Source organism: Mesorhizobium sp. YC-39, from assembly GCF_025753795.1.
In the GTDB taxonomy this organism is placed as follows: Bacteria; Pseudomonadota; Alphaproteobacteria; order Rhizobiales; family Rhizobiaceae; genus Mesorhizobium.
The window spans coordinates 539562-551469 of sequence record NZ_JAOWPS010000002.1 but is presented as its reverse complement, the minus strand read 5'-3'; the positions used below and the strand labels follow the sequence as shown (position 1 = coordinate 551469).

14 protein-coding genes are annotated in these 11908 nt (G+C 63.8%); 13 read left to right on the top strand and 1 reads right to left on the bottom strand.

Annotated elements, in window-relative coordinates; all coding sequences use genetic code 11:
• Nucleotides 1-75 precede the first annotated feature (75 nt).
• From OHD62_RS12035 to OHD62_RS11990, 10 genes are all read left to right on the top strand, one after another.
• Nucleotides 76-546: a (2Fe-2S)-binding protein gene (locus tag OHD62_RS12035; RefSeq protein ID WP_263782911.1), complete on the top strand. Its 471-nt coding sequence runs from the start codon at nucleotides 76-78 to the stop codon at nucleotides 544-546.
• Nucleotides 547-557: 11 nt separating this feature from the next.
• The gene (locus OHD62_RS12030) at nucleotides 558-2732 is read left to right on the top strand and encodes a xanthine dehydrogenase family protein molybdopterin-binding subunit (protein ID WP_263782910.1); all 2175 of its coding nucleotides are present in this window, start codon (nucleotides 558-560) and stop codon (nucleotides 2730-2732) included.
• Complete coding sequence (locus tag OHD62_RS12025) at nucleotides 2719-3081, top strand: c-type cytochrome (RefSeq protein ID WP_263782909.1); 363 nt, start codon at nucleotides 2719-2721, stop codon at nucleotides 3079-3081. Before OHD62_RS12030 ends, OHD62_RS12025 begins: the two co-directional genes overlap by 14 nt.
• Nucleotides 3068-4330 (top strand): NAD(P)/FAD-dependent oxidoreductase, encoded by a 1263-nt coding sequence (locus OHD62_RS12020; RefSeq protein WP_263782908.1) that lies wholly within the window; start codon nucleotides 3068-3070, stop codon nucleotides 4328-4330. The genes OHD62_RS12025 and OHD62_RS12020 overlap by 14 nt, the downstream gene beginning before the upstream one ends.
• Nucleotides 4327-4779, top strand: coding sequence for a sulfur oxidation c-type cytochrome SoxX (gene soxX / locus OHD62_RS12015; RefSeq protein WP_412177371.1), 453 nt, complete (start codon nucleotides 4327-4329; stop codon nucleotides 4777-4779). Before OHD62_RS12020 ends, soxX begins: the two co-directional genes overlap by 4 nt.
• Before the next feature lie 2 nt (nucleotides 4780-4781).
• Nucleotides 4782-5267: a SoxY-related AACIE arm protein gene (locus OHD62_RS12010; RefSeq protein ID WP_263782907.1), complete on the top strand. Its 486-nt coding sequence runs from the start codon at nucleotides 4782-4784 to the stop codon at nucleotides 5265-5267.
• Nucleotides 5264-5587 carry a thiosulfate oxidation carrier complex protein SoxZ gene (soxZ, locus tag OHD62_RS12005; RefSeq protein WP_263782906.1) on the top strand — a complete coding sequence of 108 codons (324 nt, stop codon included), beginning with the start codon at nucleotides 5264-5266 and terminating at the stop codon, nucleotides 5585-5587. Before OHD62_RS12010 ends, soxZ begins: the two co-directional genes overlap by 4 nt.
• On the top strand, nucleotides 5587-6366 hold the full coding sequence (soxA, locus tag OHD62_RS12000) for a sulfur oxidation c-type cytochrome SoxA (RefSeq protein ID WP_263782905.1): 780 nt from the start codon (nucleotides 5587-5589) through the stop codon (nucleotides 6364-6366). The genes soxZ and soxA overlap by 1 nt, the downstream gene beginning before the upstream one ends.
• Nucleotides 6367-6636: 270 nt before the next feature.
• Nucleotides 6637-6921, top strand: coding sequence for a hypothetical protein (locus tag OHD62_RS11995; protein ID WP_263782904.1), 285 nt, complete (start codon nucleotides 6637-6639; stop codon nucleotides 6919-6921).
• Between the two features lie 459 nt (nucleotides 6922-7380).
• Nucleotides 7381-7854 carry a DUF2147 domain-containing protein gene (locus OHD62_RS11990; RefSeq protein ID WP_263782903.1) on the top strand — a complete coding sequence of 158 codons (474 nt, stop codon included), beginning with the start codon at nucleotides 7381-7383 and terminating at the stop codon, nucleotides 7852-7854.
• 220 nt (nucleotides 7855-8074) lie between these two features.
• Here OHD62_RS11990 and OHD62_RS11985 read toward each other — a convergent pair whose 3' ends face one another.
• Nucleotides 8075-8998 (bottom strand): AraC family transcriptional regulator, encoded by a 924-nt coding sequence (locus tag OHD62_RS11985; RefSeq protein ID WP_263783863.1) that lies wholly within the window; start codon nucleotides 8996-8998, stop codon nucleotides 8075-8077.
• 159 nt (nucleotides 8999-9157) lie between these two features.
• Between OHD62_RS11985 and OHD62_RS11980 the strand changes: the two genes are divergently transcribed.
• From OHD62_RS11980 to OHD62_RS11970, 3 genes are all read left to right on the top strand, one after another.
• Nucleotides 9158-10471 carry an MFS transporter gene (locus OHD62_RS11980; RefSeq protein ID WP_263782902.1) on the top strand — a complete coding sequence of 438 codons (1314 nt, stop codon included), beginning with the start codon at nucleotides 9158-9160 and terminating at the stop codon, nucleotides 10469-10471.
• A gap of 62 nt (nucleotides 10472-10533) precedes the next feature.
• On the top strand, nucleotides 10534-10902 hold the full coding sequence (locus OHD62_RS11975) for a DUF1330 domain-containing protein (protein WP_263782901.1): 369 nt from the start codon (nucleotides 10534-10536) through the stop codon (nucleotides 10900-10902).
• Nucleotides 10903-10924: 22 nt separating this feature from the next.
• The gene (locus tag OHD62_RS11970) at nucleotides 10925-11905 is read left to right on the top strand and encodes an SDR family oxidoreductase (protein ID WP_263782900.1); all 981 of its coding nucleotides are present in this window, start codon (nucleotides 10925-10927) and stop codon (nucleotides 11903-11905) included.
• The last annotated feature ends 3 nt before the right edge of the window (nucleotides 11906-11908 follow it).

The window sequence follows — 11908 nt, the reverse complement described above, 5'->3', positions numbered from 1 at the left end:
GTCTTTGCCGCCGGGCCATGCCGCGGGGCATCCGGACGGTGGTCCTCGCCAGCCTTTGATCGAAAGGATTGCACAATGGCCAGATTGATCATCAACGGCACGCCACGTGACATCGAGGTCGATCCGGACACGCCGCTGCTGTGGGTGATCCGCGAGCAGATCGGGCTTACCGGGACGAAGTACGGTTGCGGGGTTGCCGCCTGCGGCGCCTGCACCGTCCATATAGACGGCGTCGCTACGCGCTCCTGCGTGCTTCCGGTGAGCGCGGTCGAGCCGGACCAGCAAATCACCACGATCGAGGGGCTTTCGCCGGACAGTTCGCATCCGGTCCAGCAGGCATGGCTGGCGCTCGATGTGCCGCAATGCGGCTACTGCCAGGCCGGCATGATCATGGCTGCGGCGAGCCTGCTCATGCAGAACCCGAACCCTGCGGACGAGGACATCAACGCCGAGATCACCAACATCTGCCGCTGCGGCACCTATAACCGGGTGCGTGCCGCGATCAAGCTGGCCGCAAATGGCGGCGAAGCCACGCAACGCGGTTGAGGAGAACAGTCATGAACGCCATAATTTCCATCTCCCGCCGCAGCTTCATCATCGGGGTGGCCTCCACGGCCGGCGGTCTGTCCCTCGGATTCAACGTGCCGTTCATCAAGCCTGCGCTTGCCGATGGCGCCGAGACGGCGCCGGAGATCAATGCCTGGGTGGTGATCAGGCCCGACGATACGGTGGTCATCCGCATCGCCCGCTCCGAGATGGGGCAGGGGACGCTGACCGGCCTGGCGCAACTCGTCGCCGAGGAGTTGAATTGCGACTGGTCCAAGGTCACGACCGAATATCCGTCGCCAGCCCAGAATCTCGCGCGCGACCGCGTGTGGGGGAATTTCTCGACCGGTGGCAGCCGCGGCATCCGCGAATCGCACGAATATGTTCGCATTGGTGGCGCCGTCGCGCGCGAGATGCTTATTGCCGCTGCGGCCGCCGAATGGGGGGTGCCGGCCAGCGAATGCACTGCAACGATGGGCGTAGTCACACATGCAGTATCAGATCGCGCTGCCTTTTATGGGCAGTTGGCCGCCGCCGCCGCGCGGATGACACCGCCCGCCAATGTCACACTGAAGGACCCGAAGGATTGGACCATAGCCGGCAAGCCGCTGCCGCGGCTCGACACCGCCGGCAAACTCAACGGCAGCCAGGTCTACGGCGCCGATCTCAAGCTGCCGAACATGCTCAACGCGGCGATCCGGGCCTGCCCGTATTTCGGCGGCAAGGTGGAGAGCTTCGACGCGGCGGCGGTGGCTGAAATGCCCGGCGTGCGCACCGTCGTTCAGGTCGACGAGACCGCCGTTGCGGTTGTCGCCGATACGTGGTGGCGGGCGAAGACCGCTCTCGATGCCCTGCCGGTCGTCTGGGACGAAGGTCCCAACAGGCAGGTCACCAGCGCCTCGATCGCGGCGATGCTCGAAGAGGGGCTCGGCGCGAATGACGCCTTTATTGGCGCCGAGCAAGGCGATGTTGGTGCTGCCCTGTCGGCCGCCGACCGGACGGTCACGGCGACCTATGCCTTCCCGTATCAGAACCACGCGACCATGGAGCCGATGAACGCGACGGCGCTCTACACGCCGGAGCGTTGCGAGGTGTGGGTGCCGACCCAGAATGGCGAGGCGAGCCTTGCGGCGGCGGCCGAGGCCGCCGGCCTGTCGGTGCAGCAATGCGAGGTGCACAAGATACATCTCGGCGGCGGCTTCGGCCGGCGGGGCAATTTCCAGGACTACGTGCGCCAGGCGGTCAGAATCGCCAGGCAGGTGCCAGGAGCGCCCGTAAAGCTCGTCTGGTCGCGCGAGGAGGACATGCTGCACGGCGCCTACCACCCGACCACGCGATGCCGGCTGACGGGCGCGCTCGACTCGGACGGCAACCTGACCGCTCTGCACATGCGCATATCCGGCCAGTCGATCCTTGCCGCGGTGCGGCCGGAAGGCATGCAGAACGGCATGGACCCGGTCGTCTTCCAGGGCCTCGTCCTCAATGGCACGGAAGGCACGCTGGGATATACGGTGGACAATCTGCTTGTCGACCATGCCATGCGCAACCCGCCGATCCCACCAGGCTTCTGGCGTGGCGTGAACCTCAACCAGAACGCGCTCTACGTTGAGTGTTTCATGGACGAACTCGCCCATGCGGCCGGCGTCGACCCGCTCGCCTTCCGACGCAAGCTGATGGCCAAGCATCCGAAGCACCTCGCCGTGCTGGAGGCGGTCGCCGAACGGATCGGCTGGGATACCCCGCCCGCGGCTGGCGTTCACCGCGGCCTGGCGCAGATCATGGGCTTCGGCAGTTATGTGGCGGCGGCAGCGGAGGTATCGGTCGCCGACGGGCAGCTTAGGATCCACCGCATCGTGGCGGCCACCGATCCGGGTCATGTCGTCAACCCCGCACAGGTGGAGCGGCAGGTCGAAGGTTCCTTCGTCTATGGCCTATCCGCCTGCATCTACGGCGAATGCACCGTCAATGGCGGCCGCATGGAGCAGGAAAACTTCGACAGCTACGAGGTCGTGCGCATGGCCGATATGCCGGCGGTGGAGACGATCATCCTGCCGTCCGGCGGCTTCTGGGGCGGCGTCGGCGAGCCGACCATCGCGGTCGCCGCGCCGGCCGTCCTCAATGCGATCTTCGCCGCCACTGGAAAGCGCATCCGCACACTGCCACTGAAGAACCATGACCTCGCATGACCTGAGATCCTCGAAGGACAGGCGCGGCGGACGATCGCCCGCGCCCGCCCTGCTTGCGGCGCCCGTCCTGCTTGCGGTGCTCGCGGCCAGCACGCCGGGGTGGGCCGACGCGGCGCCCGGTGCTGCGGCGTGCACCGGCTGTCACGGGCCGGCGGCGCTCGGCTCAGCCATCCCCTCGCTCGACGGCCACGCGGCGGAAGACATCGTCGCCCAGATGCAAGCCTTCCGTTCCGGTGAGCGCAAGGCGACGGTCATGGACCGCATCGCCAGGGGATATACCGAGGAGGAGACGCGTGCCATCGCCGAATGGCTCGCCAAACCGGAGGCGGCACGCCATGCCCAGCCGTAGAGCCTTGATCGGCGGCGCGGCGGCCAGCGTCGCCGCGACCGTCCTTGCCGCGCCGCATGCGCGCGCACAGGTGCAGCCCCAAGTGGTCGTGGTCGGCGGCGGCTTTGCCGGGGCAAGCTGCGCCCGCGCACTGAAGCAACTGGATCGCGACCTTGCCGTGACGCTGATCGAGCCAGAGGCGGCCTATCTGGCCTGCCCGTTCAGCAATGCCGTGCTTGCAGGGCTGCGCGGCATCGAGGCGCAGACCTTCGGTTATGACCGGTTCGGCGACATCGGGCTGATCCGCAAGGGCGCTGTCGCCTTCGATGCCGGGCGCCGGCGCGTCCGGCTGGACGATGGCACTGACATCGCCTACGCGCGTCTGGTGCTGGCGCCCGGCGTCGATCTGCGCTTCGACGCGCTGTCGGGCTACGACGAGGCGGCGGCGGAGGTCATGCCGCATGCCTGGAAAGCGGGGCCGCAGACGCTGCTGCTGCGCGACCAGTTGACGGCGATGCCGGACGGTGGGGTCGTCATCCTCTCCGCGCCAGCCAATCCGTTCCGCTGCCCGCCCGGCCCCTACGAGCGGGCAAGCCTGATCGCGCATTACCTCAAGACCAGCAAGCCGCGCTCGAAGCTGATCATCCTCGACGCCAAGGACGCCTTTTCGAAGCAGCGGCTGTTCGAAGCGGCCTGGCGAGAGCTCTATCCCGGCCTGATCGAATGGGTGCCGCTGTCCTCGGGCGGCAGGGTGACGGAAGTCGACCCGGCGACAAGGACGCTGGTGACCGAGTTCGGCAGCCACAAGGCCGATATCGCCAACGTAATCCCGCCGCAGCGCGCGGGCAGGATCGCGCAGTCGGCCGGTGTCGCGGATCAGACGGGCTGGTGCCCGATAGACCCGATCACTTTCGAGTCCCGCCTGCAGCCGGCGATCCACGTCGTCGGCGACGCGGCGATCGGCGGGGCGATGCCGAAATCCGCCTTCAGCGCCAATGCCCAGGCAAAAGCCTGCGCTGCGGCGGTAGCCGCGCTGGTCAGGGAGCGGCAGCCGGCGTCGCCGAAGCTCATCAACACCTGCTACAGTCTGGTCGCGCCCGGCTACGGCATCTCGATCGCCGGCGTCTACCAGCCGCGCGACGGTCTGCTTGCCGAGGTGGAAGGTGCGGGCGGCACCAGCCCGCTCGAAGCACCGCTTTCCGTTCGCGAACTGGAAGCGGCCTATGCGGAGGACTGGTTCCGGACGATCACCAGTGAAGTGTTCGGATGATGAAGATGGCTTGCCTCGCTCTTACGGGATTGCTGCTTGCGGCCTCGCCCGGTGCCGGCGAGGAGGTGGGATCCTACGTCGTGACCGGCGATGCGATCATGGAGCCTCTGGTTGGCGGCAAAGGTGATCCGGCGCGCGGCGACGCGCTGATCTCGGACCGGCAGCGCAGCCTCTGCACGCTCTGCCACAGCGGGCCCTTTCCCGATGCGCATCTGCACGGCACGCTGGCGCCCGACCTGACCGGCGTCGGGGCAAGGCTTTCGGAAGGCCAGATCCGGCTGCGCGTGGTCGACATGAAGCGGCTCGCGCCGAACACGATCATGCCTTCCTACTACCGGGTCGCGGATGAGGAAGGCCGGCGTGTCGCCACCGTCTGGCGCAGCAAGCCGATCCTGACCGGTGCCGATATCGAGGATATCGTCGCCTATCTCACCACGCTGAAAGGATGACGATGAACGGTTCACGCCCAAATCATGGTCTCTTTCTCCCTGTCGGACGTCGGCAATTGCTCGCGGCCGGGATCGCGGGACTGATGGTGGTCAGCCTGCCGCGGCAGGTTCTTGCGCGACCGAGCCTCCAAGAGGCGATCCGAACCTTCACCGGAGGCGCCGACGCGCAGGACGGCCGCGTCCGGCTCGAGCTTCCGCCGCTGGTCGAGAACGGCAATGCGGTCGGGATCACGGTCAATGCGGAAAGCCCGATGACGGCTGACAATCATGTGCGCCGCATCGGCATCTTCAACGAGAAGAACCCGGAAGCGAATGTCATCGTCTTCCATCTCGGGCCACGCTCGGGCCGCGCGCAAGTCTCAACGCGCATCCGGCTCGCGACCTCCCAAGTGGTCGTCGCGGTCGCGGAGATGAGCGACGGCAGCTTCTGGTCGAGCCGGGCGAGCGCGATCGTCACGCTGGCCGCCTGCATCGAGGATCTGTCGTGACGGCGCGGGCGCTCGTCAATGTGCCGAAAGCGGTCAAGCAGGGCGAGGTCGTCGAGATCAAGGCAATGATCGCGCATCCGATGGAAACCGGCTACCGTGTCGGCCCGAACGGGACCAACATACCTCGCGACATCATCCGCCGCTTCGCCTGCAGCTATGGCGGCGAGGAGGTATTTTGGGCCGATCTCTATCCGGCAGTGTCGGCCAATCCCTTCATCGCCTTCACGCTCGTCGCTTCGACGAGCGGCACGATCGCGTTCACCTGGACGGACGATGCCGGTGAGACGCAGACGGCGTCGGCCGAGATCACGGTGAGCTGATGCGCGCCCTTTGGGGCCTTGCCGGCGTCGTCGGCGCCTTGACCTGCAGCATGGTCGCCGCCGCCGGCATCAAGGATGGCGAGAAGCGGTCCGGCTTCGATTTCATGACGCGAGAGACGCAAGCGCTGCAGGCTGACGACATGGCAAATCCCGGCATGCTGTGGGTGCTGCAGGGTGAGCAACTCTGGCACCAGGCGGAGGGCAAGGCGGAAATCGCCTGCGCCGGTTGCCATGGCGAGGCCAGCCAGACGATGCGCGGCGTAGCGGCCCGCTACCCGGCCTATGATGAAGCAACAGGGCGCCCGACCGACCTTGTCGGACGCATCAATTCCTGCCGGGCTGCAAGACAAGAGGCCGAGCCGCTGGCACCGGAGTCTGACGCGCTGCTCGCCTTGACGACCTATGTTGCGCACCAGTCACGCGGCATGCCGATTCCACCGGCGACCGACGCCCGGCTTGCGCCGTTCCGTGACAATGGCCGACGGCTGTTCCAGAGCCGGATCGGCCAGCTCGATCTTTCATGCGCCTCCTGCCATCACACCAATTGGGGCAAGCGGCTGGGCGGCAGCGTCATCCCGCAGGCGCATCCGAACGGCTATCCGCTCTACCGGCTGGAATGGCAGGGCGTCGGCTCGCTGCAGCGGCGCCTGCGCAATTGCATGGTTGGGGTCAGGGCCGAACCCTTCGCCTTCGGTGCGCCCGAACTCGTCGAACTGGAACTCTACCTCATGGAACAGGCCCAGGGCCTGCCGATAGAGACGCCGGCCGTACGGCCATGACGCCGGTTGGCTGAGATAAAGCTTCAACCTCCGCATTTTCCCGCGTTGCGGAGCGGCGGCTGAATAGTCGCTACAGCAGAAACGCAGCTGGAAAGAAAGACGCCTGCCCCAGCCAATGGCTACAGAAGCTGATCCGACAGCTACCCTGTGACAGACTGATACAACTTCGGCCGTACCTGACAAACCCCTGCGACATGCTCGGCCTATGGTGGTCCTCATCAGTCGGCACCGTTGCTTACCGAAGGTGCCTTTCAAAAACGGAGCTCAGAAATGCGTCATTTGTCCGGTTCAGAGAGTCCGCGTTACGTGTCGGATCGTTTGTCGGCGGTCAGCAACGTTCCGATGCAGTTTCTGGTGAGCGCAGGCGTCGTGGCGACCATCCTCAGTACCGCCTCGCTTACCGTACCGGGAGGCGGCGAAACGGTCGGGTTTGTGGATGCCCAGCAGACCGCCGCCGTTATTCGCGTCACGGAGCGAAACGTCTCGATCGGCAGTTCGAATGGATGCCACCTATCCACGTCTTCTGAAAACGGCCCTTCAGGTATTGGCAGCTGAGTTGACGGAGCCTCCACGAACCGCCTTGGGTATGCCGAAGGTCGTTTCGTTTGGGTCACACCTTGCTCGAAATTCAGCGCGTAGTTATTCTCGAATGCCTCACATGAGCCCCTCCATCGCCCTGGCGAGACGTGGACGTTTACAAGGGGAGAGATCTCGAGCGCTGACGTGGGCACAAGTTTTGTGACGCTGCCAGTTGCGCCGGCAGCGTAGATGCGGTTATCGGGCGCTCTTTACAGGGCGACTGCATGATCAGGCACGAAATTTGAGATTTCGGGCATTCGCGTCGCCGACGCCCATACTTAGCATGCAAAGCCTAAACTTGGGAACAGTTTTGAGCGGTCACCTGAGTTGCCCCTTCGCTCGAAGGCTCTCAGGAGCCCGCGCGATAGTCGCAATGCGGCGGCAAGCAACGTGCTGTGTTTGCGCCTGCCATAGGCTTTAGAAAGGAACAGACGAATGCGCAAATCGGTTAAAGGATCTCTGTTTGCAGCCGCCGTGATGGTGGGGATGAGCGGCCTCGCCACTGGAAATGCCTCCGCTCAGGCGTCTTCTCCAAGCGAGATCGTCGGCCTGTGGGAAGCTGAAGACGGTAGCTTGAAGCTTGAGATTTTCGACGCCGGTGGGATTTACGCCGCCCGAATGGTCTATGGCAATCGGGTGGTTGAAGCTGACGGCAAGACCTTCAAAAAGGACATTCATAATCCCGATCCGAAGCTCAGATCGCGTTCGCTGCAGGGCATTGTGTTCGTGAACAACCTCAAATGGGACCCCCGCGATCGTCGCTGGGAGGGCGGTACACTTTACGACGGTTCGTCAGGGCGCACCTATTCCGGCCGGGCATCGCTGGTGAAAGGCAAGCTCGAGCTGCGGGGATATGTCGGTACGTCGCTGCTTGGTCAGACCATGACCATGCGCCGGGTCGCTTTGTAGCCCGCGAAGGCCAAGGCCATGGGCCTGCCCCTCGGGCGCGTTCCCGAAATCGGCCATCTCCACGGCCGCGTCGAGGACAGCCAAGGCACGTGGCGACCCCGGCCAGCAGTCTGCGCCAATAGCTTACCGGGTCTGAGCCTGCGCGCTGGGCCAGCTCGTCCAGAAAGCGCTCCCGGGCAAAGCAGTTAGGAGCCCAGCCAATTCCGCGCCAGGATCGCACTTAAGCTGTCCGCACGCTGCGGCTGGCATAGGTTTTGTAAAGACGCTGCTGATTGAGGGCATCCTGCTTTGGTGCGATACCGAACTCGCGCGAATATTCTCGGCTGAATTGCGAAACGCTTTCGTAACCCACCCGATAAGCCGCGTCGCTGACATTTGCCGCCTCCGACACCATCAATCGACGAGCCTCGAGTAAACGCAATTGCTTCTGGAACTGCAGCGGCGTCATGGACGTCAGTGCCTTGAAGTGCTGATGAAACGACGATGGGCTCATCCCGGCCAGTTCGGCGAGCTGTTCTATCCGCAAGGTCCGAGCGAAGTTGAGATGCAATGCCGAGATCGCCTTGGCGACCCGCTCTACATTCGACTCCGGCAATACCAGCTTACGCAACTCCCCGCCACGCGGCCCGCTGACCAGCCAGTAGCAGATCTCGCGCATCACCGAAGGGTAAAGGATAGGGATCGATTTGGGCGAAGCCGTCATGCGCATGAGGCGCATGACACAGTCAACCAAGGTCTCGTCCACTCTACCCACGAACACGCAGGGCCCAGACTCCGCGATCGGCTCAGGCGGTTCTTCCAGTTGCTCAAGGACGTCGCGCACCACAGCTACATCGAAATCGATGACAACACCGATATAAGGAGCTTCGGCGCTGGCCTCGACGATCCGTCCCGTTGCCGGGAGTTCGACGCTCACGACCAGGCAGTCCATGGCGCCATAATCGAGGCGATCGTCGCCGAAGTGAATCTCCTTGGCGCCTTGCAAGACGACGCAGAGCGACGGCCGGTAAATTGCCCGGACCGGCAACATGGCCTGAAACGAGCGGACGATGTTGAATCCTTCGATCAGCGTCGGGAACAAGCCCTGGCCGCCACCCTGTTCCTCGATATATGCGTTGACCGCCGCCAGAAGCGATGACGTCATGTGCGCCTCCAGTCGTTTATCCGGCCAGAGCAACACCTGACCCTTCGACAGACTATCGCCATCTGCAGGATTAGGCAAATTTCTTGAAGGTTCGGGCATTCTGATCATTGGGCGCTCCATTTAGCTTGATTATGCCAACAAGCGAGGAGCAGCTCAGGAATGACAGAGACGTCAGCGCAGTCAACCGCATTAACGATCACGCGACCATATCACGCTGAAAATACCAGCGATGCATATGTTGAAGGTTGGCGCGTTGCGTCCATGTGCATCACTCTGATTCTGATCAACGCGTTCTCGCAGATTGATAGAATTCTTCCCTTCATCCTGGCTGAATCCATCAAAGCTGATCTGAACTTGAGCGATACACAGATGGGCCTGCTCACCGGCCTGGCATTCGCCGTCTGCTATGCGCTTCTATCACTGCCACTTGCACGCGCGGCCGATCGCGGATCACCGAGATTTGTGCTCGTTTCCTGCATCCTGGTCTGGAGCGTGATGACTGCACTCGGCGGTTTTGCAGCAAGCTTCCTGTTTTTGGCCCTGACCCGATTTGGCGTCGCTTTCGGCGAGGCCGGCGCGGTTCCCGCCGGGCATGCGCTGATCGCGAGAAAGATCCGGCCCGAACAGCGCGGATTCGTGATCGGATTATTCGCCATGGGAATCCCGCTCGGCACGATGGCCGGTTTTGCCGCCGGCGGCGCAATCGCAGATACCTTGGGTTGGCGTACAGCGTTGATCGGCGCTGGGTCGATCGGCATCGTGATCGGGCTCGTGACGATCCTTGTCGCCGGTCCGACTCCGCCCCTCAGACGTTCGGCGAGCGACAATGAGCCCTTCTTGCGTACCGCCCTCAATCTGCTCGCCACCCCGGCGTTTCGCTGGATGTTCGTCGGCGCCATTTTCCTCGGCTTCGCTGCCGCACCGTTCTATGCATTCATCGCACCGTTTCTCATCCGCTCCTACGGCTACACCGCCAGCGAAGTGGGCCTCGCCTTCGGGCTTCTCCAAGGGCTGATGGGCATCCTCGGTGCGCTGGGTGGCGGCCGCTGGTTCGACAGCGCGGCACGATCCGGCACGGGCAGAGTTCTTGGGCCGCCGGCAATTCTCCTGCTGCTTGCCAGTCTGACGACGACGGCCGCGCTGTTCATGCCCACAGGGTGGATGTCGATCGCATTTCTCGTTCCCTCCATGCTGTCCTTCTCCTTCATGTTGCCCTGGGGGTTCGGCGCCGCGCATCTCGTTGCCGGTCCTGGCCTGCAGGCGCAGGCGTCCAGTCTTGTGATGATCGGCACCGGCCTCGTGGGCCCGGCACTCGGACCAATCCTTGTCGGCATCATCAGCGACACCGCAACCGAGGCGAACATTGCTAACGGCTTGGGGCTCGGATTGTTGATCGTACCGCTCGGCAGCGCCTTGGCCGGTCTCGCCTTTCTGGTCGCGAACCAAAGGGTCGCAGATTTCCTTCAAAAATAACTGCCGAAGGAACGGCAGCACTCAGGCCGGTCCCTTTCCATCACCCCAGATCCGAGGTTGCTATGCTTACGCTCATTGAAAATGCACTCGAAAACTTCCTGGCTGAAGACGACGGACAAGCCATCGTCATGTTGAATCTCCTGCGGTTCCGAGAGGACGGCGGCAGGGAGCGGTACACGGAGTACCTGGCCGTCGCCTCGCCGATCGTCGCGCGTTTCGGGGCGGAAATCGTCTATGTGGGCAATGGCCTCCCGGCGCTTTCGGCGGAGCCCGGACAGGCTTGGGACGCGGTGGCTCTCGTCCGCTATCCCAACCGCAGGGCTTTCGCCGACATGGTGATGGACGCCGAATATCGGGACAGGGCAACCCCGATGCGCGAGGCGGCGCTGGCTGAGGCGGTATTGCAGCCTCTCCAGACGGCTTCCTCCTGAAGGCTACGGGAGGATTTTCAGGATGTGTAAGAATTGGACCAGCCAGGACATGCCGTCCCAGCACGGTCGGACCATCGTCGTCACCGGCACAGGCGGCCTCGGCTTCGAGGACGCGCTTGCGCTTGCGCGCGCAGGAGGCGACGTCATTCTGGCCGGACGAGACCCTCGCAAGGGAAGCGAAGCCATCGCCGGCATCAGACAGTCCGTCCCGCACGCGAGCGTGAGCTTCGAACCCGTCGATCTCGCAGATCTGGCCTCTGTCGCCGCATTCGGGCAGCGGTTGCGCGAGAGCCGCGATCGCATCGATACACTGATCAACAACGCCGGTGTCATGACGCCACCCCAGCGCAAGGCGACGACCGATGGTTTCGAACTTCAGTTCGGAACGAACTATCTCGGTCACTTTGCGCTGACAGCACATCTCCTGTCCCTGCTCAGGCGAGGACACGATCCTCGTGTGGTCACCCTCTCCAGTATCGCGGTGCGCCGGAATGCCGCCATCGACTTCGACGATTTGCAGGCCGAAAGGGCCTACAAGCCGATGCCGGTCTATGCCCAATCCAAGCTCGCCTGCCTCATGTTCGCCCTCGAACTTCAGCGCAGAAGTGACGAAGCCGGCTGGGGCCTGACAAGTATTGCGGCCCATCCCGGAGTTTCGCGGACGGACCTTCTGCACAACGCCCCGGGTCGACACAGCGCTCAGGGACTTTTGCGATCGGTCCTGTGGTTTCTGTTTCAGCCGGCGGCGCAGGGAGCTCTGCCCACATTGTTCGCGGCGACGTCACCGGATGCCCGCGGAGGCAGGTACTACGGTCCTAACAGGCTTTCGGAGACACGCGGCCATCCGAGCGAGGCGGCAATTCCCGCAGATGCATTGGAATTGCATGTCGCCCGCCGGCTTTGGGACGTCTCGGAAAAGCTGGCGGGCGTCGATTTCGGCGCTGCTGCGGCGACACCTCTCCGCACAGGTCTAGATGGACCCAGCGTTCCCGCGGAGGCTTGAGGG